We start from the raw sequence: 26,997 nt of genomic DNA on the forward strand, positions 1-26,997 counted from the left end.
TGGGGATAGGGAGCAATGTGAATCTGGGTTCTCCCCACTCCCCCATCTCCCCACTTCGCACGACTAGCTTAAAGTCCTGAACCTCGAAAGATATCTATGGCTTCTCAGTCAACACCATTCGCACTCCACCTGTCGGAGCGAGCGTAAACCCACGGCGCTGTAGTTTCACAGGTTTATCGTCAGCTAAAGCAAGTTGGTATTTCGATAAGATTGTTGCCAGAACGAGCTTCATTTCTAACTGAGCCAGCGCATATCCCAAACATCGCCGACTCCCGCCTCCAAAGGGAAAATACTCAGCAGGCGAGTACTGTCGATCGAGAAATCGTTCCGGCTCAAAGTGGTGAGCATTTGGATATACATCTTCTCGATAATGCACCAGATAAGGAGATATCCAGAGAGTCGTATCTGCATCAAATGAATAGTCTGCAACCTTCACAGGCACTTTAGAAATGCGCGGAAACAGCACAGGAATCACAGGATACATTCGGAGTGTTTCCTGACAGATAGCATTCAAGTAGGGAAGTTGAGCCATGCTCATTGGAGACGCATGTGCATCTAGGCTTTCAAGCTCTTTGAGCAATTTCTCACGCACTTCTGGCTGTTGATGAATCTGGTAAAACGCCCAAGATAGAGTTGTTGCAGTGGTCTCATGTCCAGCAAACAAGATCGTGAGCAATTCATCTCTCAATTCTTCATCGCTCATGGCTTGCCCAGTTTCATCTCGCACTGCCATCATCAGGCTGAGAACATCACTCCGTTTCTCATCTCCCTTCGTTCTTCTCTCGTCAATTTCTGCCTGAAGTAGGTCATGAATTTGGCGTTGGCGCTGTTGCATCCGTCCCCAAGGAGTCCAAGCTCCCCAGTCTTTCTGCAAAAATTTTAGGAATAACATGCTCGATCGTGAAGGTGAATCGGTCATGTCCAGCCATTCGGTCAGGAGAACTTTAAGCTGTTGATATCGCTCTCCTTCACTCAACCCGAAAACAACTTGCAAGATGATTTCTAAGCTAATATTTTGCATCGAGGTTCGGACAATAAAAGGCTGTCCAGTTTGCCACTGACTTGCCACTTGATCAGCAACTTTGCAGATTTGCGTGGCGTAAGTGTGCAGTCTTTCCCCATGAAAAGGCGGCATGAGTAATTTGCGTTCTCGTCGGTGGCGATCGCCATCCAGTAACAGCAAAGAATTTCGTCCTAACAGCGGTTCTGCGAGCGCATTACCCCGTCCCATATCAAACTTTGCATCTTGATTAAAGATTTCCTGAATCGCTTTCGGATTGGCAATGACGACAGACAATCCCAGTCCAGCCAGTTGCATGGTAAAAACATCACTATGCTTCTGAGTGTATTTGTCCAGGAATCCAAGCGGATCAACAATCCAATTGAAAAGTTGCACCCAAGCTGGAGCCGTAATCTGATTCGGGAGTTGGCTCATCATGATTGTTTCTCGTGAAGCGATACATGTTTAGCTCTTAAACGATAGCATTCTTGAGCGATCGCCCAATCTTCTTGCGTATGAATGACTAAAACTCGTACCGTTGAATCTGTTGTGGCAATATCTTGATCAACGGGGCGATTTGCATTCTTGTGAGCATCAAGCTTTAAGCCCAGAAAACCAAAGGATTCACAAGCTAGAGAACGCACGATCGCTGAATTTTCCCCCACGCCTGCTGTAAAAATCAAAGCATCTACCCCTCCTAAACTGGCGAGCATTGCCCCGATGTAAGCGCGCAAGCGATGAATGTAAATGTCGAGTGCTAACTGTGCTTGAGAATTGTTGTCTGCGATCGCCTTCATGACTTGGCGCAAATCAGCAGAAACGCCAGAAATTCCTTTCAAACCCGATTCTCGATTCAGTTCGCGATCTAAGCGATCGACAGAATAGCCTTCTTGTCGCATCAAGTGAATTAAAATCCCTGGATCAACCGAACCAGAGCGCGTTCCCATCATTAAGCCATCGAGCGGCGTGAATCCCATTGTTGTATCAATACTATGTCCTTGGGCGATGGCAGAAAGTGAGCACCCGTTGCCAAGATGACAAACAATCAGGCGCAAGTCTTCTAAGTTTCGCTGTAACAAGTGTGCGGCTCGTTCAGCACAGTACTGATGACTAATGCCATGAAATCCATAGCGCCGAATTCCTTGCTCGACCCAAGCATAAGGAACGGGGTAGATTGCAGCAGCATCGGGGATTTGACGATGAAAGGCAGTATCGAATACGGCAATCTGTGGAATTTCAGTTCCTAAAAATTGCTCGATCGCTTCAATACCTTCGAGATTAGCAGGATTGTGATTTGGAGCCAGTGTAGAAAGCCGATCGATCGTTGCTTTCACTGTTTGATCAATCTGTACAGGTTGAGAGTATTCTTGCCCACCTTGTACGACTCGATGTCCAACCACATCAATGTCAGTCGGGTGATTGAGAACTGCGGTCTTCCCTTGCCAAAGCATTGAGAGCAGATGCGCCATAATCTCAAGACGCGATTTGACTTCAATCTCTTCTGTCAGTTCTTCAGTTGCAGTTTTGACCTTGATCTCTGCAAAGCCGGGATGATGTGCCCAATCGATCGCGGCTTCCCACATTGGCTCTGGGGGTTCATTGGGTAGGCGATCGTCGATTGAATACAGACAACTCTTTTGGCTGCTTGAGCCTGCGTTCAGCACCAGAATTTTCATAGTAAAGCTGGAGAAGGGTGGTAGACAACTTCGTTCTTCAATGGCTTTCCTTGCTCAAAATCTGAAATATTGGAGAGCGTTGTTGTTGCGATCGCTTCTAAGGCATTCCGAGTAAAAAATGCTTGGTGCGCGGTAATCAAAACATTCGGAAAAGATTGTAAAAGCTGAAAGGTGTCATCTTGAATAATGGTGTCAGAGAGATCTTGGAAAAATAAGTTCTCTTCCTGCTCATAAACATCAATTCCTAGATAGCCAATTTTGCCAGTTTTAATTCCTGTGATCACAGCATCCGTATCAATTAAAGCCCCCCGACTTGTATTGATCAGCATGACTCCGGGCTTCATTTGTGCGATCGCACTTTGATCAATCAAATGATAGGTTTCTGGCAACAATGGACAATGCAGCGAGATAATATCAGACTTCTCAAATAGTTCAGGTAAGGAAACATACTGTGTCAATTGCTCGTTTGGATAGGCATCATATCCAATCACAGAACATCCAAATCCCTGCATGATTTGAGCAAAGACCATGCCAACTCTGCCTGTACCAATCACCCCAACGGTACACCCATGCAAATCAAATCCAAGGAGTCCTTCTAATGCAAAGTTATCATCTCGAACTCGATTGTAAGCTCTGTAAATTTTACGATTCAACGCCAAAATGAGAGCAACGGCATGTTCTGCAACGGCATAGGGAGAATAAGCTGGAACACGGACTACTTTGATGTCTAGCTCTGCTGCTCGTTGTAAGTTCACGGTGTTAAATCCAGCCGATCGTAAGGCGAGAAGCTGAGTTCCATATGCAGCGAGACTGTTCAAAGTCTCGGTATCTGCGACATCATTCACGAACATACAAACTGCGGGATAGCCTGTCGCAAGCATTGCCGTATCGGCGTTTAGTGGTACTTCAAAAAAGGTGATGTCGTGCTGATAGGTTGCATTGATAGCTTCAAAAAATCGGCGATCGTATGATTTGGTACTGAAAAAAGCAACTTTCATAAATCTGGCTCACTTTGCGACGATCATTTTAACGAAATTGCCTGTGCGAGTCTTGTCTCTTCAGCTACGAGTTCTGATTCTTTGGATTTCCTCAAGGATTGATGTGTGTGTGGAGTGGGGACTCCCTACTCCACACTCTGCATAATGAATGAGATCGACGAGTAGAGCTAGCAAATCTTATAGCCGAAAGCGCTCAACTTTCTCTTTGAAGATAGTTTGCCAGCCTGCTTTGCGATCGCCAATCGGTTCAGGCGATTTATTCCACAGGGTTTCATAGAAAAAAAACGACATTCCAGCATAGCCTTGATCGCGGACGGCTTTGACTTGACGCTGAATTTCTTCGATTGGGCGAGGTGTGCTAGACAATCCACTTAAAATCCCGATCGCAGTGGGAACCGTATCGCGAGCAGCTTTTAAGGTTACCCAGTTGTCAGGGTTACTACGATCGACAAACTTCTGTCCCTGAAAGTAGATTTGGGGAATGACTTCTTCAAGCAAACCTGCTTCTCTCCACTTATGCCAATCCACTAGATGTTCCTCATAAGCAAAGGGTAAATCTAGCGGTGACAGTGAGATCAGAACATTCGGCTTGCGAGATTTGACCGTTTGGAAAAGCTTGGTCAGAAAGTCTTGTAGTTTATCTGAGCGCCAACGTGACCATTCTGGATCTCGCTCATTGCTAGGTGGAGCTTTACCTTGATGTTCTTTTTTGTAGAGATTAACCGTAAAGTCGTCGTATCCAAAGCTCACAGGTAAACCAAAGTGATCATCGAACTGAATCCCATCAACATCATATTTTTCAACCACTTCAGTGACTAAGTTCAGAAGATACTGTTGAACTTCAGGTTTGAAGGGATTGAACCAGACTGGAATTTGCTTGCCGTCGAGGGCTGAAGGTTGATAATCAACCGAGCCATTGCGTTTCTGTGTCCACCAATCTTTGTGTTTTTGAGCAAGTTCTGAATCTTTGGGAGCCATAAACCCAAACTCAAACCAAGGAATCACCGCCATCCCTTTTGAGCGAGCTTCGGTGATCAGTTCTTGCAGCATATCGCGATCGCGTAATCCTGCTGCAACGGGGCGCGGATCGACTGGAAATCCAATCTCTTGCTGCATGACATTACTGGGATACAAGGTATATCCCCAATTCAGTACCGTCGGATAAAGCGTATTAAAGTTCAATCGCGATAGTTCATTGACAGCATTACTCAGGCGCTCTTTCTCAAACAAGACATCACTATCAATGTTAGTTAGCCATACACCACGAATTTCTCGCGCCTGTGTTTCTGGTTTAGGAATGAATTGGTTGCTAATCAAGCCTTTAGTATCGGGTAATGCCTGACAGAGAAACGCTGCGATTTCACCGCGTTGAGCAGTTCGATTCGGGTTCAATCGACGCATGATTGGATAGTTGACGGTAATTTGCTTTGCGGTGGTTGCCGCGATCGCGCTTTTCGCAAAGTTAGGAATAGTTCGAGTGTCAATGAATGCTTTGTTGCTGAGTTCAACATCATTAGTTGGTTTGAGCTTCAAGCCGCTTGCTAATGCGGTTAATGCTTGCGCTCTCGGAATTTCTAAATCGGGCTTAAAGGTCTGATTCTCAAAGCCTGAAAAAAACTGCGATCGATACGCTTTCTGAATGACATCTCGCGCCCAGAAATTCGCGGGAACATCGCGAAACTGAATCGCAGGACGACTGGGAGCATTCATCTGTTCAGGAAATGCCTTAGCAATCATTGCCGCAAATTGTGCGCGGGTGACTGGTGCATTCGGACGAAACTGATTGCCTGGGAAACCGCTAATGATTCCTTTTTGTGCCAATTTCTCAATGCAGGGTTTTGCCCAGTGAGATTGAATGTCCGTGAAATTGGTTTGGGAGAAAGTGGGATGTGCGATCGTCAAGAGTGTCAGGAGTGTGACGAACCCAAAGATCCAAGCACGACGCATAGATAGGACTCCGATGATATTGAGCTGGTTTGTCTCAAAGCTCTGCGTCGATTCCTGTGAGTTGGGAAGGACGAACGCATCACTCTCTGTGAGTCAAACCAGAAAGCTTGATTCAACATCGCATCTGTGTCGTTCAATTCCGCATTTTGTTAGCGTTTCTTATCTTCGCCGCGCTTTACTAATCATCTTGCGAGACAGTCTCAGGGTCAGATCTTCTTTTTCTGCCCACTCTTGTAACAATCGATAAAAGGTTTGGCGATCGTCATTTTTCAAAACTGCGACTTGATCCGCCGTTTCGATCACATAAGGATATCCGCCGCCAATGATGACCTCAGCCCGAACCCAATCGAGAATTTGATCGTGCCAGCCTTCTTCATAAATCCACAGGGGCAGTTCAATTCGAGCCGCATAGCTATCCCGATTGGTTTTGAGGTAAGTAAATGCGATGCGATCGCGATGTTCCTGATATAAGTCTAGAACTCCAGACCGTTGAGACAAAAAAATCGGCGTGCGATCGCCCCACTGCATCTGATTTTTCGCGCGATTTAACAATTGAGCATCATGAATCGTTTTACTATCGGGTAGCTGAGCTAATCGCTGAATCATCTCTGTTAAATCTCGTGCGCTGGAAGTATCGATATATCCAATCACCGGAACGCGATAATCTTCACTCGCACGTAATACGTTGAGAATACATCTCAAATAAAAACTGCGTGTCTCTTCATCAAACGCTTCTGAAAATGTTGCAATCAGCGATCCATCGAAAAATGCTAAACAATCGCGTTGTCCTGCATGTTCTTCCATATATTGAATAATGCGATCGCATTCCATTTCAAATCGACGTAAATTTACTCGTCGATCGGCAAGATCACCGCGTCCAACTTTCAGATCATTGGGTGTAAGAACATCTAACTCAATATCTTTTTGATACTCACCTGAAGGTAAATGAAAGTTTTCATACCAGCCAATCTGCACAAGTGCGACCGGAATTGAAAAGTCTTTACTAGGATAAATCTGTGATCCGTCTACTGAAAACGTTGAGACGCCAGTAATTCGATCGCGCACCCATTCCAAACTTTCTTCACGATTTTGCCAGGACAATCCTGCGTGCATGACCCATTCTGGAAACATTCCCAACGGCTCTAAGGGTCTAGCTCCACACTCTCTGATCCCGTCGAGTGCTGCTGATATGGCTTGATCAGATTTCTGCGACAGTTGAATTAATGCAGTTCCATACTGCTGCAACGCTTGTAGAGCAGCGCGATCGAACAGTGCAAAATCTTCGCGTTTACGATCGAGCAGATTGAGAATTTGCGAGGGCTTAATCGGCATAGGGAGATACCATTTGGTATCTAGGTACTATATCAGACCTTTGAAGAGGTGAGGAGTGGAGAGTGGGGAGGTGGGGAAATGTTTTTCTGTCCTCACTCCCTACTCCTCTACTCCCCACTCTCCCTACCATTTTCAACGGGACAAACTACTCACAAAAAACAGCTACCGATTCAGCAAAATTCCCCGCAACCCTGCCGCATTCGCCGCTTCATAATCCTCTTGCTGACTATCGCCAATGTGCCAAGCATTCTCAGGCTGGCAATCATGTTTCTCAAGCGCGATCGCAAAAATTTTTGGATCGGGTTTTGCGACTCCGACTTCTGTTGAAATCGTAATTGAGTCGAAAAAATCTTCTAGATTCAACGCTTTTAGAACTTTATATAATCGGGAATCAAAATTTGATAAAACTCCGAGCGGGATGTCTAAAGAGCGCAATTTTTCTAGCGTTGGAACGGTATCGGGATAAATGAACCAAGGTTTTGCAGTCTCGAAATGGTAGTAGAGATCTGAGAAGAATTCAGAAAAATCTGCAAACTGATGCAAAACGCCAGCCCGATCGAAAGTCTGTTGTGCGATCGTATTCCACCACTGCTGCTCAAGCTGCGGAATTTCTAATACATCCACTCCTGGAAATGTACAGGGCGGAGAAGCCTTGAAACTCTCATAAAATGCGCGATCAATCTTCGCGGCATCGACTTCTACACCATGAGCACGAGCAATTTCTCGATAAACTTGCCCGACACTTCCTCGCACACCAAATAATGTACCAACAGCATCAAAAAACACCACTTGGGGGCGTTTCATAACAACAAAATCCCGATTTCAACTAGGAACAGACCCAATAGCCTTCTAATTATTCACCCATTTGCGCGATCGCGGAAATAATTGGGCGAGTGATCCAGTTGAATCCTACACGGAGTTGATGCTTTAAAGTAGGCATCCGATTTAAATACGCTAAACGGCGGATTAAGTGAGCCGCAGTGCCTTCTAATTGAATGCCAAGCCCGGTTAAAGTTGCGTCATGAATGCCTAAAGTCATCATTTCGCCAAAATATTGATACCGAAATGGCAGTAATGGGCGATCGCTCAACGATGCCCAAAGATTCCACCCAGTATAGTCAGACTGCTGAAAGGCAGCTTGTGCAGTGGCAGGCACTTGCTGACCATCGGCATCCTTGCAATCTGCTAAGTCGCCAATAGCAAAAATCTCAGGATGATCCACAACTTGCAATGTCGAAGTGACGAGAATCTGACCGCGCTCATTTTGTTTCAGTGGCAAATTCTTGACGACTTCATTCATGCGCGTCCCGATTGTCCACAGCACCAAATCGACTGGAATCGTATCAACGACCCCTTTGTACAACAGTGAAATACTTCCAGCACCAACCGATTCAACCGAGGTTTCTAAATCTGTCCAGACTCCGCGTTCTTCGAGGGCTTTTGTGGCAGCATCGCGGTTATGCGTAGACGACGATCGCAAAATCTGATCTCCGACTTCGATCACGCGTACTCGACCGCGATCGCCTAACTTATCCGCGAGTTTACAAGCTAGTTCAATCCCGCTATACCCGGCTCCAACGACTGCAACTCGAATCTTATCGGTATCAGATGCTTCTAACTGACGGAGCCGATCTGCGAGTTGATAGGCATCCGAGATCGTTCTAAAAGGAATGGCAAATTCTGCGGCTCCTGGAACCCTGTCCATCGGAGTTTCGCCGCCCATCGCCAGCACTAAGCGATCGTAATCGAGCAGTCCACCATCTGCGAGTCGGACTTGTTTCGTGTCGGTATTAATATCTGCAACCGCCGTTTGGCGAAATCGGATCGTTGTGTCTTCGAGCAATTCTTCGTAAGGCGGAGCAACTTCCCAAGATTGCAGTTCTCCGGTGACTAATTCATACAGCAACGGCGAAAAGACAAAGCGATCGCGCGCATCGACTAACGTAATTTCGGGCTGCTCGTTTCTTCCCCAAGGAAGGTTACTGAGTCGAAGTGCGGTGTACAAGCCTCCGAAGCCACCACCGAGAATGCAGATTTTTGCAGGAGTCTGAGACATAGGGCAACGCAGGAAAGGGCTACTTTAGAGGATGTTTGAAATGTATCGTTCATCGCATTCACCCGCTCCCGACACGAAGCGAGGAAATTGATACGTTTCAAACACTCTCTAAACTATTCTAAGTTCGGATTCTCAATTCTGGAATCACCGCATCCTTGATCGCCTGAATTTCTACCTTGCGTCCTTCGTCTTGATAGGTCAGAACTATCTCAAGGTAGGAATCTGGCTTAAATGCTAACCGCTCTGCCCATTCGATCGCGCAAATTCCCGGCTCCACTTCAATGCCTTCCCAATAGATCTCAGGATAAAGCGTTGCCGTTTGCTCTGGCTCTAATCGGTACAAATCAAAGTGATAGAGCGGAATTCTTCCGGTTAAATACTCATTGATCAGCGTGAAGGTCGGAGACTCGATCGCATCTCGAATTCCCAAGCCTTCCCCAATTCCTTGCACTAAAGAAGTCTTGCCACTGCCTAAATCGCCCTGAAGCAGTAAAACTGTGCCTGCGGGTAAAACTTGACCGAGTTGAATGCCGAGCGATCGCGTTGCTGCTGCATTTTGGAGTTCAATTACCATTTTTGCCGTGCCCGTTCCGACCATCGATAAATCACCCGTGCTAAGCGCCGCGAATCATGGCGGACATAGCCCGTCTCTTCATCTTCGATCATAATATTGGCACGAATGATTTGCCGACCTAACTGCGTCACCGCATCCGCATCGAGATCCACCGGATGAGACTGTTCTTGAGCGTATCGAATCAACGCTTTGGCAGAAGGTGGCGTTTTCTGAACGAGTACTGAATCGAATAATCTTTGTCCACACGCACGATCGATGGCCTGAATATGATCCGCGACCGAATAGCCATCGGTTTCTCCAGGCTGCGTCATGATATTGCACACATAGATGCAAGGCACTTGTCGAGCGGAAATCGCTTCTGCAATTTCTGGAACGAGTAAGTTCGGAATTACGCTGGTATAGAGGCTTCCCGGTCCAATCACAATATAATCCGCTTCATCGATCGCATCTAAAGCTTTCGGCAATGCAGGCGGATTGGCAGGCTTACAGCCCATGCGGACAATTTTTCCCCGTGCTTCTGTAATGTTCGATTCGCCTTCGATATAGCGTCCATCAGCAAGTTCTGCCCAAAGCCTGACATCACTCAACGTCGCAGGGAGCACATGTCCTCGAATCGCCAAAACTTTAGAACTGGCTGCGATCGCGCGTTCAAAATCTCCGGTGATATCACTCAATACGGTTAAAAACAAATTCCCAAAACTATGCCCGACTAAACCATCGCCTGCTTTAAATCGATATTGAAATAATTCGGTTAAAAGTTTTTCTTCATCCGCTAAAGCTGCAATACAGTTGCGAATGTCTCCGGGTGGCAGTACACCAATTTCTCGTCTCAGTCGCCCCGAAGATCCACCATCATCTGCCACAGTCACGATCGCGGTAATATTGGCGCTGATCACTTTTAAGCCCCGCAGCAGCGTCGATAACCCGGTTCCGCCCCCGATTGTAACGACTTTCGCGCCTCGGTTTAATTTGCGATGATTAATCAACACATCGACTAATTCTTCATCGCGATCGCTCATCAAAACTTCACTGATGGAGCGGACGGTGCGCTTTTGTCCCCAAAACACCAGCAACAAGCCCAAACCCAGGACGAGCGGTCCACTGACATAATTCGGAATTAAGCGAGTCAGCAATTCGAGCAAATCACCGAACAACTGCGTAAGATGAAACACTGGAGTCCGTCTGCTCCAAATTCCCACTCCCAGTAGAATCAACAACACCCCGCTGGCACTGATAAACATCCAGCGCTTTACCAGTAACCCCGGAGATAGCCACTTAAACCAGTGATTGGCTCGATTGGGGAGCCGTTGTGATGCCGATCGCGAAACGCGAATGGCTCGTTTCAAAAAACGGTTGCTCGTCATGTGGATTTTCAACTTCAAACGGCTCGAACTATCTCAGCAGGACACACTAACTTTTGACTCTCAAGGGGACTCGCCCGTTCAGAAAAATGCAACGTAGTGATCTTTGAGTGATATTTGACAACTACTCTGTTTTCTCAGAAATCGCCTCAAAACCCGGGAAGTCTTTACGCAAAGTTTACTGAATAACTGTGGTAATTGCGGATTTAATTAGAATTTTTGGGCGTGTCGGGAGTGCGATAAATTCCAATCAGGAGACAAATAATCCCCAGATTGATAAAAACATCCGCTAGATTAAAAATTGGAAACTGAATCCAAACGAAGTTCGGAAATGGGTTGGGATAAGGAACATAGACGAATGGCACTTTAATAAAATCGACAACATGCCCGAGTACAAAGCGATCGATGCCATTTCCGAGCGCTCCACTCAAGACCAATCCGTAACCCCATTGCTCCCAGCGCAGCATTCTCCGCCCAAACCACGCCCACGCCATCAATGCGACACTGGCAAGCAGTGACAACCACCGCAGAATCGGACTCCCCGATAAAATCCCAAACGCTGCCCCATCATTGATCACATACGCCCAATGTAAAATCCCTGGAATCACGATCGTTTCTTGGGGCGGAATGGTCAATACCATCGTTTTCACGACCCACAATTTCGTCAACCGATCAAGGAGTAATCCTGCGATCGCGGCAATCCAGAAAAAACGATTTCTCAGCATGAAAGAATCAGCAAAGGGCAAGATACTCAATTCTCACAGAAAATTGGTTCTGTTAGTAAAACATCACCCGTCGGAGCACAAACGCCAGGACAGCAACCGAGCACGTGACTGCCATTTGTCCGGGCAACAAATTAACCGAATAGGAGAGAAAAGCCTGCCACAGCGACTGTTCGCCGAAATTGATCCAGCGGAATATCGATCCGAAAATTAAATACAGAATCCCGATCGCATGAATCACGACGACTCCACACAATCCACTAAAAGCGAGTGATTCCAAGCGCGGGGGCACCCGAAAAGCGAGATATCCGCAAATCCAAGCTGCCGGGACAAATCCGAGCAAATATCCAAATCCGGGTGAACTCATATACTGAATGCCGCCGCCTTGAGAAAAGACGGGAAATCCAGCAAGTCCCAGAGCAAGGTAAGCAATCTGCGACATGACGGCTGCATTTTTCCCTCCCAAACAGCCAATCAGTAAAACGGCTCCAATCTGATAGCTAGTTCCTAAAAAGTGGAGGGGAACCGCTTGGGGTGTCCATGCCCAGGGTGCGCCTGCGATCGTGGCTCGAAGCAAGGTTCCACCAATCGTCAACATCAGCCCAATCAGTGCCCACAGCATGTCGGTGAGCGTGATCCGAAATCGTTTAGGACGAACCGGAGGACGTTGGCGGGAAGGGGTTCGGGTCATCATCGTGGAATTGTACATTGAAAGAGGGTAGATGGGAGAATGGGGGAGTAGGGAGTGGGGAGTAGGGGGTAGAGGATCTAAAAAATGTCTCTCCAGTCTCCAATTCCCACTCAAAACAAAATCCGGCAGTCGAGATTGTATCTCAGGTCAGAATCACCGATGATAAAGAATCGTTCTTTCTCGACTGTTGCTCATGATTTCTGCTGTTCACACGCGCGATCGCATTGCCCAGATTTATCACCAGCCTTTTCCAGACTTGTTATTTGAGGCGCAGCGGGTACACCGCGAACATCACGATCCGCGGGCGATTCAGTTTTGTACGCTCGGCAATATTAAGAGTGGGGCTTGTCCGGAAGATTGCGGCTATTGCGCTCAGAGTGTGCATCACAATACAGGCTTGAAGCCGGAACCTTTGATGCAACTCGATGCGGTTCTTGAAGAAGCACGAGCCGCAAAAGCAGGAGGTTCGACTCGGTTCTGTATGGGTGCGGCTTGGCGAGAAGTGAAAGATGGATCACAGTTCGATCGCGTTCTCGACATGGTGCGACAAGTGGCAGCCTTGGATTTAGAAGTGTGCTGCACGTTGGGAATGCTGAAACCGCATCAGGCACAACAACTCAAAGAAGCGGGACTCACGGCGTACAATCATAATCTCGATACCTCTGAAGAGTACTACGACAAAATTATTACGACTCGGACGTATCAAGATCGACTAGAGACGATTCGCGCTGTCAGTGACGCAGGAATTTCCGTCTGTTGTGGTGGAATTGTCGGATTGGGTGAAACGATCGACGATCGCTTATCGCTCCTCGAAACTCTCACAAAATTAAATCCGCCTCCTGAATCGATTCCCATTAATGCACTGATTCCAATCGACGGAACGCCTTTGGAGGCGGCAAAACCGATTGACGCGATCGCGCTCGTTCGGATGGTCGCGACAACTCGGATTCTCTTTCCAAAGGCAATGGTAAGGCTGTCTGCGGGTCGGACTGAAATGAGTGATGAATTGCAGGCGATGTGTTTCTTTGCAGGGGCAAATTCAATCTTTACGGGTGCGAAGTTATTAACAGCACCGAACCCAGAGCGATCGCACGATGAAGAATTAATTCTCGATCGATTAGGAATGATTCCAAAACCGCTTTAGAATCGCGTCGAGCCACTAGAATGAAACTGAATTTCAAGCAAATCTTAGAAAGTGCTTGAAAAGCTTAGCTTGCTTGCAGATAATTTCTGATACGACTCGGTAGATTTCTGCTGCAATTCAGTCATCAACTCTGTGTTCCATTCATCTAGTCGGGGGATCTGATATGACAGAAGCACTACTCATCGGCATTGGTCAGTACGATGATGCCAATTTGCAGCCCCTGGCAGCACCCGATCGCGATGTTGCTGCTCTGCAAGAACTCCTTCGCCGTCCTGATATTGGCGCAAGTCGTACCGATGAGGTCACGGTTCTCAATCATCCAACCCTCCAGCAGATTCGAGACACGATCGAGACATTCTGCACGCTGCGTGACCCGAACGAAACGGTTTTAATTTACATTTCGGGTAACGCCATCGTCACTGATCAAAGAGAACTGTTTCTGCCTTGTCGCAATACGTCGCGATCGCATTTAGAACAAACAGCCTACTCGCTGTCTGAACTCAAAGCCGAACTTGAGTCCTGTCCGGCTCGCCAGCAAACTGTGATTCTCGATTGCTGCTTCAGCGGCACGTTTGCCAAAGACATGATCGCCCCCGAAGACTTTAGTGCGATCGCCGCATCCTTCGTCAGTCCAAGCCGTGCCTTGCTGACTTCTCCGATCTCGATCGAGTACTCTGCCAAACACAAATCGAATCGCAATTCAACCTATACCCAATTGATCATTGATGCGTTTGAAACAGGGATGGCAGACGGTGCAGCGAACCAACCGATGCGAGGCGAAATTAATGTCACCGAGCTTCATGCTTACATTGCGACCCGTCTACAAGATAGCTTGCCTGCTCTATCCCCAACTCTACACAGCCAAGAGCAAGGCTATTTCATACAGCTTGTGAATGCGCCTTATCTGAACTTCCGTCAAGAAGCAATGAGCCTAGCAAGTCAAGGAGAAATCTCGATCGTCGGGCACAACATTTTAGAAGCGCTCCGGATCAAAGAAGGCATTCCCGAAAATATTGCGAATGCGATTCGAGAGGATGCGTTACTTCCGCATCGTCAGCAAGCTGAGAAACAGCGCCAGTATGAAAACATCCGCGAACAAGTCAGTCAGCGCGAGTCTCCGTTAAGCGACAATACTCAAGCTGAGTTAATGCAACTGCGGCAACTATACGGGCTGCAAGACAATCCGTTAGTCACACAACCGCTGCCAGTAGATTCAGCAAATGCAACGCTTGCCCCCCTCCCCACAGAAATCGAAGTCCCTGTCGAAGCATCGGTCGAAGCTCCTGTGGAGAATGAGATTCCCGTCGAAGCTCCGACGACTGGCGATCGATTGACTCAATTTCTCAGAAATCGTCGAATTTTGCGATCGTCGGATGAAGCAGTCGAACCTGCAACTGATCCAGCCTCGCGGTTTCTGCAAGAGCGCAATATTTCTCCAGAACTAGTGCGGCTTGGACTAGCAAGCTTAGCGGTACTGGCTCTCTTTGGGGCAGTGCTTTGGGCGTTGTTCCAACCTTTCCCAAATTCGCGTCCTCAAATTGCGACTGCAGATGGCTGGTTTGAGGAAGGCATTCGCAAGTCGAAAGAGGGCAATCACAATGCTGCGATCGCAGCATATACCGAAGCGCTCAATCTCAGTCCCACCCCTGCGAATCGTGCTGCGAATCTTTACTACAACCGAGGAGTGGAATACGCGAAGAATAGCAACTTTGATCAAGCGTTTGCAGACTATAACGAAGCAATCCGGCTCGATCCGAAATTAGCAGATGCTTACTTTAATCGAGCAAACATTGCAGCAAAAAGAGGCGATCGCAGTTCTGCGATTAAAGACTATCGCGCAGCAGCTCGACTCTATCAAGCTCAAAATGCAAGAAATCTTCAGCAGAATGCCCAGAATGCAATTCGCGCATTAGAGCAACCTGCGACTTAATGGGATTGAAAGCAACCTGTGATAGAAAACGTATCAACAGGTTGCCGCTCCGTTCTAGCTCGCCCCGGACTGGAAGTTCGGGGCTAACCGTGCGAAGTCCTTTGAAAAGGACTGAAGAGCTTATTCTGATTGGCTATTAGTCCCTTTAGTGAACTTCGTTCTGTTAGCCCGGATTTTCAATCACGGGTGGGTGAATGCGATAAACAATACTTTTCAAACGTTTTCTGATAGGGATATGGAGAGATAGAAAGCAATCTGAGTTTAGGTTCTCCCTACTCCCTACTCCCCACAATGAATGCCGTTGACTACTAACCCAATTGAGTCAGGAACTGCATTGCTTTTGCTACAAAACTCGCACAGTCATAAGGTGAAGTTTCATAGAACGATCGCCAAGCTGAACCTTTGAACTCATCATAGCGATCGTGATGTTCGGGATGTTTATCAAGCCAAGCTAAGCGAACTGCGTGACCGATGAGGACATCCATCACGATGTATTCTTCTACTTTGAAATCGGGGTTGCGTTCTGCGATCGCAGCAAGTTCCATCAAAGCTTCAACATTCGCCTGTCGATACTCAGGAGCTTGCATTTTGTTCAGCAAATGCTCAATTTTCAAAGCAAAGTTCTTTTCGCCTGCGGTCATTTCTGTGGTCAAGAACTCACTTTCTAACCGATTGCGGCGTTCGAGCTTGTCTCCGACGACTAAGCCTTTGCAGTGATGGAGTACCTTCCACACACTCGGATAGAAGTCTGGCGGAACGCGATTTAATGCACCATCTAATTGACGTTTGCGCCACCAATCTTGAGCAGTCGGTTCGACCTCCGCTTGATCGACGATGACAACCCAATCGATCGCTTGTTTGGGCAGTTTAACTTTCAGAGATTCTTGCTTGAGTAATGCTTTGTTCAAGTCAGCATAACCAACGACGATCTGCCGCAGTCGAGTTTTAATCTCAAAGGGGCTGAGAGTCATTAACTTCTCATAAGCTTCGTCTTGCGTTAGGTCTAGCTCACGAGCCAGATCAGTCGTAATCAGCAAAATCAGATAGCCGACTCGCAGTGTCAGTAATCCCTTAAAAAGATTGGGTTCTGCTTTAATCAGCAAACTGAGATAGATGATCACTTCTTGCGTGAGAACGCGATCGCTAATATCTTCGCGACAGAACTGACGAATTTTTTCTAGTACTTCAGTGTGTGGAAGCGGTTGCACAATCAAAGAATCTTCGCTGTACGCTCGTCCGATCGCAATTTGTTTCTGCCTGACCAGAATATCAGTGACCGCATCAGAAAGCCCAACATCGACTTTATCCAGCAATCCTGCACAACGCCGCAGTAAGCTCCAGTAAGGCTGTCCACTCGAATCTCCCTTACTTGCTCTTGCATAGCTCTCATTAAGCAAGTCTCGCACTGTGACTGGTTTTCCTGCGCCTGCTAATCCGGTGTCAAACTCTAATCCCTCTAATCGAGCTAAGGTTCCGAGTAGCTCAACTTGTTCATAGAGATTTTGCGACGATCGTAAGCTGTCAAGTAAAACTTTGACATCCGATTCGTACTCTAGTTTGAACTCTTGTGAAATGCTGAGTGGATGCGTTTTATCGGGATCGAAGCCCAGATGATAGCGAGACACACTCAATCTAGCAACCGAAGCAGTTTCAAACTTGAACGCATGGAGTGAATCAATTCGCTCCGTTCCTGCTGTAAGAATGAACTGTTTAAGCTGTCCCAACTGCACCGGAATATCACCACATCGTCCAGCTTGAAGTTCTTGAGCGAGATCCAGTAATGCTTCTCGACCCAGTTCAAACATCTCTTTGGTCAATAGTAAGGTGACAATCGGTCTGCCTAAACTTTGCCAATGTCGATGAATGTAAGCGAGTTCGGTTTTGATATTAGAGACGAGGAAGTGATAGTCCAATGTGAGGTAGAAACGCTCAGGTTCGAGAAATGAGGGAAGAAAGACGATCGTATCTTTCTTGATCTTGTAAACCCTTGCAGTGGTCAGACTTCGCATTCGTCGCTGAGGACGACCTGAGAGTGCTAATTTTGAGTTTTGCCCAACGTAGGTATAAGCTGCGGCAAGTTCACGAGCATGTCGGACTTGAATCGGTTCAACTTGTTTGAGCGTTTGAGTCGTAATGTTATTGGCTTCAAGCTTGACCTGTAGTGATTCGTCCTCTGCAATTAGAGCAATTTGAATCGTTGCTTTGCGGCGTTGTCCTCGACGGAGATAGCGTCCACACGGATCAATGTCTCCGACTGAAATGATGCCCTCATGCAGCATTTGAGCAAGCAGATATAAGCTCTGCGCCCAAACTAACGGGACATTGTCATTGGGGACGCGAATTTGGCTACGCGGAGCAGCTTTCTCAGCTTCGATCAACTCTTCTGGAACAATGTACAACTCGGGTAACAGTTTGAAGCCATCTCGCTCGACAGTGAGGGTATCTAAGCGATCGAGATAAGCTTGAGCTTGTGCGCGATCTCCTCTAAAAATTCCATCTAAGGCAAGGTAGGTAAAAAACAACGGCCATTCGCATTCAATATGCTCGAATTGCTTCAGTTCAAATGGCTCGTAGTGTAATCGGGTCGTGTCTTCGATAACGGTTTGATGTCCATCTCGGAGGAAGCGCTTACAGCCGTAATTACCTTGCAGTAAATCAATGATTTTATTGCGAGTGCGATCGACTAATTCCGAGTCTTCGACTGCAAATGCAGGAAACCCGATCGCGCTTAATAACGCTGCATCTACTTCTTTAGAACTTGATTCCCGTGGTAGCAGTGATTCTAATGTCGTGCGGCATCTTGCAATCTCATCCGGCAACACGTGAATAACCGAAGCTTGTCCGCCTTGCGTTCCAAACAGATTTAAGCCGCTCATAGCTTCGAGCGCAGCTTTTGCCATCCCGACAGAACTGCCGTTTAATTCTGGATTGCCATGATTGATCTTATTGCCACGTTCCCAAATTCCGTAATCAGGAGTGCGATAGGTGCGACCAATGTAATAAACCAAGTTTTGGACAAAGTTGACTTCATCGATCGTGTACACAATTGACAATCCCGAATTTGTCATTTGCGCCAACATTAAGAGAAACACTGAAGTCGCATCTAACTGCAAATGTCCCCATTCGTCATCGCCAACAACAGTTGATCCGGTAGCGGTGTCGTATTTGGCGTGGAGTGCTTCTAAAGGATTCTGAGTTTCTTTGAATTTCTCCACTTTCTGCGCTTGGTGCATCATGGCATTGAGCAATCCGCGCATGAGTTTGACAACGCTATATTCTAACTCGTAGGTACGTCCACGATCGTCATCAAATTTGCGATACGCAAGTGACAATCCCCAAACTGCCAAAATGCTATAAACGTTGTCTCGTACCCAGGCATCGGTATAGTTCCCGTGTTCGTTGATCGCCGTACTCGCGGGCAGCAATCCAGAGATCGGATTTTGGCGACTCAAAATAATCGCTTGAACCTGCTCATAATAGCGATCAAGACGATTTGCGAGATCAACTGCGGAAGTTGCCATAGCGGGATTCAGGGTTAAGAGTTGAAAGACGACATTCGGACAGATCTGAAGATCTTAACCGAAGTTGTTGTTATTATTTCATCTTGTCTTAAGGTTTGTAGTTCGGCTTTCCTCCCAATTCAATTTCAAATTCAATGCAATGGGGCGCAATCATTTATGTTGAAGACTGCTCGATCGCGATTTCAGGCAATCCCATCACAGATCGATATCGCGCCTCTGTTTGGGCAACTGCTGCCGATTTTCGTTTCGGGTTCCATTCACTTTGCTCAAACAATTTCCCTGCAAGATCATTGACGCTAACATTACAAATTTCATGATCTGAGATAACTTGTTTCCCATTCACCCAAGCATGACTTATTACACTCACGGGACGACCCAAAATCAGTAACCCAATTGGATCAGTTCTCGGCAATAACGATAAACTCTTGAGATTGTATAGAACGAGATCGGCTTTTTTGCCAACTTCTAGTGAACCAAATTGATCAGCCCGATTTAATCCGATAGCACCTCCTCGCGATGCCATTTCTACAGCTTGTCGAGGCGTGATCCAGTGTAGATAATCAAAATCGGTCACATTATGCAAAATTGACCCCATTTTGATAGCTTCTAGCAAATCTTGAGAATCATTGCTGGCTGAGCCATCACATCCGAATGAGACATTCACCCCGGCTTGTCGGTATTTCAAAATCGGCGCGATGCCGCTGCCTAAACGTAGGTTACTCAGAGGATTATGTACGACGGTCGATCGCGTTTCTGCCATAATTTCGATATCACGATCGTCAAGCCAAACACAGTGAGCGAGAGAAGTTTTCGGACTGAGAAATCCAATCTCTTGCAGATGTTGCACAGCACTACAGCCATACTTCTCTTGTGCTAAAAGTTGCTGTGCTTTGGTTTCTAAAAGATGAGCATGGCGATTGAGATTATAGCGATCGCTCAATTCAATGCAGCCGGCAAACAAAGCATCTGAACACATTTGAATGCCCGTGGGAGCGACCATAATTTCTACGCCTTCGTCAGGACGATGAAACTTTTCTACAGCCGTTTGTACCAAATCGAGCATTGCTTCTGTTGTCGCTTGATAACTGCTGTGTTTTACTTCATCGCCTCCAGTCGGAATACCCGCACTCAAGGCTTCGTCCTGAATCAGCGGTGCAATAAAGGCGCGAATTCCGACGTCGCGATAGCCTCGTTCCGCAGCCGCGATCGTTTCAAGCTCCCGACCTGGGATCAACACTAAATGATCGACAACACTCGTTCCCCCCGTCATTAATGTTTCAACAGCTGTTCCAACCGCGCTGAGATAAGCTTGCTCTGGATCGAGAGGCGTAAACTCGTACAGTTCTGCAATCCAGAGTTCAAGTGGACTCGGAGGAATGATGCCGCGTTGCCACATCTCAGAAGAGTGCGTATGAGCATTGACAAATCCAGGTAGTAAAAGCTGATGACTGCCATCGATCACCGTTCCAACCGCGGGTAAATTCGGCGCGATCGCAGTAATACGATCCGCTTGAATCTGTACGTCCACGGTTTTGTAACCCTGATCGTCTGGAATCAAAACATTCTGAATTGTAAAGCTCATAGATTACGATATCCGATCACGTTCTTGTAGCAGTGTACGTGATTAATTTCGATCGCGAAGTTGTTTAATCCACAATTTCGGGTGATCATCAGGACGCACTCGAAAACTGAGGATGGAGAGTAAAAGCGGAACTCCACCCACTTTTGCACTCATCAATAGGTGTAGAGCGAGACAAATCAGCATCGTTGCCCAGGCTATCAAGTGAAAACTGTAAGCGACATGGAATAACTGACCTTGGGGCAACCAAGTTTCATCCATGAGTTTGCCAGTTCCAGCGGCAAAGACGATCGCCACAATCATCAAGGTGTTGGTGCAGCGTTGCAGCGTTGCCCACCAAATCGGTTTGCCAACTTGGGTGAGATTCGCGATCGTATTGTTTTGAATCAGCTTCTTTCTGCCTAGCCAAAGACTATAAATTAAGAACAAAGGTGAAAACAGAAAAAAAGTCAACCCGATCGTACCGTGATAATCAATAATTGCATTAATTCTCGGTAACGGAATTTTGCCAAATCTTTGATCAAATGTGTCATAGACCCAGAATCCACTGAGCAAAGCAGCGATCACTAATAGCGCATTGATCCCGTGTAAAAATCTCAGCAGTGAAGGTTGATAAGGCTTTGTACGAGACATAAATTCTGAATTTCTAGACAATACTCTTTACTGATATACCTTAGAAATTGCACAAAACTCAAAATTAGTTATTGTTTTTTTTCAGGATGTAACATGATTATTTCCTGACAAATTTCACCAAGCCTGATCAAAAGATTACGTCTGAAGGCTTATTGAAATAAATGCGATACCGTATGTGAACACCAAAAATTTTGAAGTGTGATTTTCTCGATTTCATACTTCATTTTTCCATCATTATTGTTGGAGTTCTTCACATGGCTACTGTGAAAATAGGGATCAATGGTTTCGGTCGCATTGGTCGCCTTGTGTTTCGCGCCGCACTTGAGCATCCCGATCTGGAAGTGGTTGGGATCAATGACTTAGTTCCGCCTGATAATTTGGCATATTTGCTGAAATACGATTCAACTCATGGGGTATATCCCGGCAAGGTGCAAGCTAAGCCGGATGGCATTGTGATGAATGACAGGTTTATTCCCTGTTTTGCAATGCGGAATCCGGCTGAGTTGCCCTGGGGCAATTTGGATGTAGATTATGTTGTGGAATCGACTGGATTATTTACCGATTTTGAAACTGCTTCAGCTCACTTGAAAGCAGGTGCAAAACGGGTGATCATTTCTGCTCCGACCAAAGACCCTGAACGGGTCAAAACTCTGCTCATGGGAGTCAATCACGATTCGTATAATCCTGAGCACGATACGATCGTCTCGAATGCAAGCTGTACCACAAACTGTCTTGCCCCAGTTGCGAAAGTCCTCAATGATCATTTTGGGATTACTGAAGGCTTGATGACGACGGTTCACGCGATGACCGCGACTCAGCCAACGGTGGATGGCCCCAGTAAAAAAGACTGGCGCGGCGGACGCGGTGCTGCCCAAAATATCATTCCTTCTTCAACAGGTGCAGCAAAAGCAGTGAGTTTGGTGCTGCCAGAGTTGAAAGGGAAGCTGACAGGAATGGCATTCCGGGTTCCGACTCCAGATGTGTCTGTCGTGGATTTGACGTTTAAAACTGAGAAGCCAACGACCTACAAGGAAATCTGCGAAGTTATGAAAGAAGCCGCGGAAAATTCTCTGAAAGGGGTTTTGGGCTATACCGATGAAGAAGTTGTTTCCACTGATTTTCAGGGCGATCGCCGTTCTAGCATTTTTGATGCAGGTGCAGGAATTGAACTGAATTCCAATTTCTTTAAAATTGTGTCTTGGTATGACAACGAATGGGGATATTCCAATCGGGTCGTTGATTTGATGATGATGATGGCGAAAAAAGACGGCATTTTAGATTAACTTTGAGACTTGAAGGACTCTGACTTTTTGAAGAATCGGAGTCCTTTTATCTTCAAACGAAGCGAGCGATCCACAATAATGCGTCTTTCACGTCTGTTACTCTTTCCCCCGTTGGCATTGCCGGACGTTTGACCATGACGATCGGTAAATCCAGTTCTCGTGCTGCAATGAGTTTTGCAGCGGTGGCATCTCCGCCACTATTTTTACTGACGATCGCTGAAATCTGATAATGCTGCATCCACGATCGCTCTTGTTCTAACGTAAAAGGCCCCCGAGCAAGTAACACTTCTCCGGGCGGAATTAGACCCGTCGGCGGATCAATCATTCGCATTAAAAACCACAGTTGCCGCAAATGAGCAAATGCTGCAAGTTCTTGTCGCCCGATCGTTAAAAAGACCCGCTGTGCGAGATCGGGTAGGATCTCTGCAGCGGCTTCGTTACTTTCGACTTCAATCCAATTCGATTCGGGCTTCCATGCAGGACGACTCAGCATCAATCGAGGAATCGCATCGCGATCGGCTGCTGCTGCCGCATTCCAAGAAATCTGTGCAGCAAATGGATGAGTCGCATCGATTAATAAATCGATCGATTGCTCTTGAAGATAGTGCGCTAATCCCACCTCTCCCCCAAATCCACCGACTCTGACCGTTCCAGATAGAGGGATTGCCGTCTGAGTCCGTCCTGCTAGTGAAGAAATGACTTCTATGTTGGCAATCTCTATGGCTCGTGCTGCCAATTCCTTTGCTTCAGTTGTCCCACCCAGAATGAGTAACCGCTTTTTCACGATAATATTGTTCAGATCGTGATTTCAAAGTATATGGCAGACTCTCCCATCTGGCGACCTTTTACTCAAATGAAAACCACTCCCGAACCGTTGAAGGTGAAACGGGGCGAGGGAGTTTGGCTTGAACTAGAAGACGATCGCCGAATTCTCGATTGCATTTCAAGTTGGTGGGTGACGATTCACGGACATGCTCATCCGAAACTTGCAGAAGCGTTGTATCAGCAAGCAAATAACTTAGAGCATGTCATCTTTGCCGGATTTACACACGAACCCGCTGAGCAACTTGCTCGTAAGTTACTGAAGCATCTGCCGTCACAGCTTACTAGAGTCTTCTTCTCCGATAATGGTTCTACCGCTGTTGAAGTCGCGCTGAAAATGGCGTATCAGTACTGGCGCAACTTAGGAGAAGAACGCACAACCTTCATCACATTCGATGGCGGCTACCACGGTGACACGATCGGCGCAATGTCAGTCGGTGCAGGCTCAACCTGGTGGCAAAAGTTTCGATCGCTGATGTTCGAGACAGCGCTAGTTCCCTTCCCTGAAACGTATGACGGAGATTTAGAAGTCGATCGCAAAGAAGCTGAAGCGTTAGCCGCGATCAAGCAATTTCTCAAGCAGCAAACCATCATTGGGATCTTTATCGAACCCTTAGTTCAAGGTGCAGCCGGGATGCGGATGTGCCGCCCTCAATTCTTACAAGCATTGAGAAAGCTAGCAGATCAGTACAATGTGCTACTAATTTACGATGAAGTGATGACGGGATTTGGTCGCACTGGAGAGCTATTTGCCTGTCTCAAATCTTCAACCGCTCCCGATATTATTTGCCTGTCTAAAGGGCTGTCAGGTGGGTGCTTGCCGCTCTCTGTCACTGTTGCAACGGAAGCCATCTATCAAGCCTTTTATCAAGATGATCCGACTCAAGCTTTTTACCACGGACATTCCTATACGGGGAATCCTTTAGCTTGTGCAACGGGTGTCGTGTCATTAGAGCTACTCGAACAGAACCCTGATGGTTATCAAAAATTAGAAAGCTTGCATTGGAAATTTCTCGATCGCTATCTCTTCTCAAATCCCCGCTTAAAACAGTTTCGAGTTTGCGGCACAATCGCAGCAATGGAAGTCAAAACTGAAGAACAATCGGGTTACTTTAATGCGATCGCACCTTTGCTCAAAGCTAAATTCTTAGAGGCTGGATTTCTACTACGTCCATTGGGTGACACTCTTTACATTATGCCTCCCTATTGCATTACTGCGGATGAGTTAGAGACAGTTTATCAAGTGATCGATCTCACCTTAAAAAACCTCTAACGTTTAGCAGAAAATTTACACTTTTTTATCAAAGTTCTCCGGAGAAGGAAAAATAAGTACTGAATATTGCTAGTAGCAAAATACACAAGTAGCTTTTAGGCTCACACTAGCAATGTCTAAACTTAACGATGTTGAGTTAATTCGGAAATTCATTCAGGGCGATCTTAGCTTTCTTGCGAATCAAAATCTACGACTTGAGCCTGTCTTCAACTCGGCTCAACTGCTTGCAAAAAGAGGCGAACTCATTGCAACAGCCAAACTCGTTGGAAAGATTCGAGCGATCTTAGTTCGACAATCTTCTGCCTATCAGGAATTACTTAATCGCATCTTGACCGAGCATCAATACCTGCCAATCGGAATCAACGATCAGGGTTTAGTGGAATATGAACATTCCCCGATTCCGTCAGGTTACGAAGCAAACTATACCGAGGTGCGTCATCTGTGGAAAGCGTGGCGTACGCACTACAGCCGCAAGACAAATCTGAAAATTTTGATTCGATCGAATCAAAACTGGCTCCCGATTCAGAAAATTGAATTTGGTCAAGAGAACTTCTTTCTGCACGTTCCAGGTGATGAGAAAATGCTGTGTGTCAGCGATCGGATTATTTGGCTGAGTCCGATTGAGACAGAAGAACCTGCAACACAATTTTTTGTGGATCAGCCTTGTATCCAAACGACAAAAAAAACTGCTCTCTAAGCCTTTAAGAGTCACTGTGCTAGCAGGAACAACTGCCATTTCTGCGACCAGCATTTCTGAAGCAATCTTGATACACAGGTTAAATAAGCTTCCACATCCCGTAACGCCTCTAAATTTAGGTATTGTGGCAAGAAAAACGGTGATACTGCCAAACAACCACTCTGAAATTTGAACTCTTTTCGCGATCGCGCTGTCTAAACTTCATTTCTATTCATTAGACTGTGAAACAGATAGATTGGGGGCGAGAGCGTGAAAGATTGGATTAAAACTCGACCAAAAATTCCAAAATGGCTATTGTGGCTTGGAATTGCCGGACTATTGGGCATAGGCGGATATTTGGGATATCAGCAATACACGGCTTCTCAACGGCAAGAATCGCGGCGAAGAGTGCAGACGGTGACCGTCGATCGAGTTGATACTGCACTAACCATTTCCGCCAACGGAACTGTCCAACCTGCTCAATCGGTCAATGTCAGCCCGAAAAGTTCGGGTGTGCTCAGACAATTATTAGTGAAAGAAGGCGATCGAGTTGAAGCAGGTCAAGTGCTTGCTTACATGGACGACTCCAACTTTCAAGGACAATTGATGCAAGCACAAGCACAGGTTGCTACTGCTCAAGCGAACGTAACAAAGCTTGAATCTGGCAATCGCCCGCAGGAAATTGCTCAAGCCGAGGCGCAACTCGCAGCAGCCCAAGCCAATCTCGATAAATTAGTCGCGGGCAATCGTCCTCAAGAAATTGCTCAATCGCGATCGCAATTAGCCGCAGCCGAAGCGAACTTACAACAAGCCGAACTGAACTTTAATCAGAATCAGAGGCTCTTTGGATCTGGAGCATTGTCTCAGCGAGAATTGGACACCTCTCGAACCGCATTAGCGACTGCCCGTGCGCAAGTTGAACAAGCAAAACAAGCCACCAATTTGCAGCAGACAGGAACTCGACCCGAAGACATTGAAGCGGCGCGCGCTCAGGTTGAACAACTCAAGCAAGCATTGAGCTTGCAAAAGGAAGGGGCACGATCCGAAGACATAGAAGCCGCTCGCGCTCAGTTAATGAATGCTCAAGGACAGCTCAAAACCGTTCAAACTCAGATTAACGACACGATTATTCGCGCACCGTTTCGGGGAGTGGTGACTCGGAAGTTTGCTGATCCGGGTTCATTTGTTACTCCGACGACTTCAAGTAGTGATGTGAGTTCTGCGACCTCTTCTTCGATTCTGGCTCTTGCCGCAACCAATCAAATTGTGGCAAAAGTTCCAGAAACGAGTATTCCTCGAATTAAAGTCGGACAGACGGTAACGATCGAAGCAGATGCTTTTCCAGGCAAGTCCTTTAAAGGAACCGTTGTGCAAGTTGCTAATCAATCGACCGTGGATCAAAATGTCACGAACTTTGAGGTCAAGTCTGCGATCGACGATCGAGACAACCAACTGCAAGCAGGCATGAATGTCAATGTGAAATTTAATGTTGGCAAGCTTGAAAATGCGCTGGTTGTGCCCACTGTTGCAATTGTTCGGCGGGCTGAAGGGACAGGAGTTTTACTAGCAGGACAAGACAGACCCCGATTTCAGAAAATTACAACCGGAGCTTTGATCGACGACAAAACAGTCGTTGAATCAGGATTAAAAGAAGGCGATCGCGTGTTGCTCAGTTTTCCGCAGGGTGAGCGACCTACTTCAAGAACGCCCTCTGTGTTCCCAGGTGCGCCTGGTGGCGGTGCGCCTGGTGGTGGCAGTAGACGGAGCGGAGGTTAGAGC

General features: G+C 46.7%; 21 protein-coding genes. 6 read left to right on the plus strand and 15 right to left on the minus strand.

What is annotated here, in order from left to right; translation table 11 throughout:
* Positions 1–94: 94 nt before the first annotated feature.
* The 11 genes from ACMUEV_RS07250 to ACMUEV_RS07300 all read right to left on the minus strand — a co-directional run bounded on the left by ACMUEV_RS07250 (position 95) and on the right by ACMUEV_RS07300 (position 12,360).
* The gene (locus ACMUEV_RS07250) at positions 95–1,438 is read right to left on the minus strand and encodes a cytochrome P450 (protein ID WP_190652773.1); all 1,344 of its coding nucleotides are present in this window, start codon (positions 1,436–1,438) and stop codon (positions 95–97) included.
* Positions 1,435–2,676, minus strand: a complete 1,242-nt coding sequence (locus ACMUEV_RS07255) for an acetate/propionate family kinase (protein ID WP_190652772.1) — start codon at positions 2,674–2,676, stop codon at positions 1,435–1,437. Before ACMUEV_RS07255 ends, ACMUEV_RS07250 begins: the two co-directional genes overlap by 4 nt.
* Positions 2,673–3,674, minus strand: a complete 1,002-nt coding sequence (locus ACMUEV_RS07260; protein ID WP_190652771.1) for a 2-hydroxyacid dehydrogenase — start codon at positions 3,672–3,674, stop codon at positions 2,673–2,675. Before ACMUEV_RS07260 ends, ACMUEV_RS07255 begins: the two co-directional genes overlap by 4 nt.
* A 177-nt stretch (positions 3,675–3,851) precedes the next feature.
* Positions 3,852–5,621 (minus strand): glycoside hydrolase family 10 protein, encoded by a 1,770-nt coding sequence (locus ACMUEV_RS07265; RefSeq protein ID WP_190652770.1) that lies wholly within the window; start codon positions 5,619–5,621, stop codon positions 3,852–3,854.
* Between the two features lie 159 nt (positions 5,622–5,780).
* A complete protein-coding gene (locus ACMUEV_RS07270) occupies positions 5,781–6,953 on the minus strand; it encodes a DNA double-strand break repair nuclease NurA (protein WP_190652769.1) in 1,173 nt (390 codons plus the stop codon).
* Positions 6,954–7,115: 162 nt separating this feature from the next.
* Positions 7,116–7,757, minus strand: a complete 642-nt coding sequence (locus ACMUEV_RS07275; RefSeq protein WP_017289802.1) for an HAD-IA family hydrolase — start codon at positions 7,755–7,757, stop codon at positions 7,116–7,118.
* A gap of 49 nt (positions 7,758–7,806) precedes the next feature.
* Entirely contained in the window at positions 7,807–9,009 is a 1,203-nt protein-coding gene (locus ACMUEV_RS07280) for an NAD(P)/FAD-dependent oxidoreductase (protein WP_190652768.1), read from the minus strand.
* A gap of 118 nt (positions 9,010–9,127) precedes the next feature.
* Positions 9,128–9,583: a tRNA (adenosine(37)-N6)-threonylcarbamoyltransferase complex ATPase subunit type 1 TsaE gene (gene tsaE / locus ACMUEV_RS07285; protein ID WP_190652767.1), complete on the minus strand. Its 456-nt coding sequence runs from the start codon at positions 9,581–9,583 to the stop codon at positions 9,128–9,130.
* Positions 9,577–10,947, minus strand: coding sequence for a gluconeogenesis factor YvcK family protein (locus ACMUEV_RS07290; protein ID WP_017289799.1), 1,371 nt, complete (start codon positions 10,945–10,947; stop codon positions 9,577–9,579). Before ACMUEV_RS07290 ends, tsaE begins: the two co-directional genes overlap by 7 nt.
* Positions 10,948–11,150: 203 nt before the next feature.
* Entirely contained in the window at positions 11,151–11,669 is a 519-nt protein-coding gene (gene lspA / locus ACMUEV_RS07295; RefSeq protein ID WP_017289797.1) for a signal peptidase II, read from the minus strand.
* Between the two features lie 52 nt (positions 11,670–11,721).
* Positions 11,722–12,360, minus strand: a complete 639-nt coding sequence (locus ACMUEV_RS07300) for a biotin transporter BioY (RefSeq protein ID WP_017289796.1) — start codon at positions 12,358–12,360, stop codon at positions 11,722–11,724.
* 190 nt (positions 12,361–12,550) lie between these two features.
* Between ACMUEV_RS07300 and bioB the strand changes: the two genes are divergently transcribed.
* Positions 12,551–13,501 carry a biotin synthase BioB gene (bioB, locus tag ACMUEV_RS07305; protein ID WP_190652766.1) on the plus strand — a complete coding sequence of 317 codons (951 nt, stop codon included), beginning with the start codon at positions 12,551–12,553 and terminating at the stop codon, positions 13,499–13,501.
* 163 nt (positions 13,502–13,664) lie between these two features.
* Positions 13,665–15,431, plus strand: a complete 1,767-nt coding sequence (locus tag ACMUEV_RS07310) for a tetratricopeptide repeat protein (RefSeq protein ID WP_190652765.1) — start codon at positions 13,665–13,667, stop codon at positions 15,429–15,431.
* A 308-nt stretch (positions 15,432–15,739) separates the two neighbouring features.
* Here ACMUEV_RS07310 and ACMUEV_RS07315 read toward each other — a convergent pair whose 3' ends face one another.
* From ACMUEV_RS07315 to ACMUEV_RS07325, 3 genes are all read right to left on the minus strand, one after another.
* Positions 15,740–18,952 (minus strand): glycoside hydrolase family 15 protein, encoded by a 3,213-nt coding sequence (locus ACMUEV_RS07315; protein WP_190652764.1) that lies wholly within the window; start codon positions 18,950–18,952, stop codon positions 15,740–15,742.
* A gap of 154 nt (positions 18,953–19,106) precedes the next feature.
* The gene (locus ACMUEV_RS07320) at positions 19,107–20,534 is read right to left on the minus strand and encodes an amidohydrolase (RefSeq protein WP_190652763.1); all 1,428 of its coding nucleotides are present in this window, start codon (positions 20,532–20,534) and stop codon (positions 19,107–19,109) included.
* A 42-nt stretch (positions 20,535–20,576) separates the two neighbouring features.
* Positions 20,577–21,164 carry a cytochrome b/b6 domain-containing protein gene (locus tag ACMUEV_RS07325; RefSeq protein ID WP_190652762.1) on the minus strand — a complete coding sequence of 196 codons (588 nt, stop codon included), beginning with the start codon at positions 21,162–21,164 and terminating at the stop codon, positions 20,577–20,579.
* 254 nt (positions 21,165–21,418) lie between these two features.
* On the opposite strand from ACMUEV_RS07325, the gene gap reads away from it, so the two are divergent.
* The gene (gap, locus tag ACMUEV_RS07330; protein ID WP_190652761.1) at positions 21,419–22,447 is read left to right on the plus strand and encodes a type I glyceraldehyde-3-phosphate dehydrogenase; all 1,029 of its coding nucleotides are present in this window, start codon (positions 21,419–21,421) and stop codon (positions 22,445–22,447) included.
* Between the two features lie 52 nt (positions 22,448–22,499).
* Here gap and ACMUEV_RS07335 read toward each other — a convergent pair whose 3' ends face one another.
* The gene (locus ACMUEV_RS07335; RefSeq protein ID WP_415354752.1) at positions 22,500–23,231 is read right to left on the minus strand and encodes a cobalt-precorrin-6A reductase; all 732 of its coding nucleotides are present in this window, start codon (positions 23,229–23,231) and stop codon (positions 22,500–22,502) included.
* Between the two features lie 33 nt (positions 23,232–23,264).
* On the opposite strand from ACMUEV_RS07335, the gene bioA reads away from it, so the two are divergent.
* The 3 genes from bioA (at position 23,265) to ACMUEV_RS07350 (ending at position 26,994) form a co-directional block, all read left to right on the plus strand.
* Complete coding sequence (bioA, locus tag ACMUEV_RS07340) at positions 23,265–24,542, plus strand: adenosylmethionine--8-amino-7-oxononanoate transaminase (protein WP_190652760.1); 1,278 nt, start codon at positions 23,265–23,267, stop codon at positions 24,540–24,542.
* A 112-nt stretch (positions 24,543–24,654) separates the two neighbouring features.
* Complete coding sequence (locus ACMUEV_RS07345) at positions 24,655–25,239, plus strand: hypothetical protein (RefSeq protein ID WP_190652759.1); 585 nt, start codon at positions 24,655–24,657, stop codon at positions 25,237–25,239.
* Between the two features lie 249 nt (positions 25,240–25,488).
* Positions 25,489–26,994 (plus strand): efflux RND transporter periplasmic adaptor subunit, encoded by a 1,506-nt coding sequence (locus tag ACMUEV_RS07350; RefSeq protein ID WP_190652758.1) that lies wholly within the window; start codon positions 25,489–25,491, stop codon positions 26,992–26,994.
* Positions 26,995–26,997: the final 3 nt, after the last annotated feature.

Source organism: Leptolyngbya sp. FACHB-1624 (assembly GCF_047649235.1).
GTDB classification, from domain to species: domain Bacteria; phylum Cyanobacteriota; class Cyanobacteriia; order Leptolyngbyales; family Leptolyngbyaceae; genus Leptolyngbya; species Leptolyngbya boryana.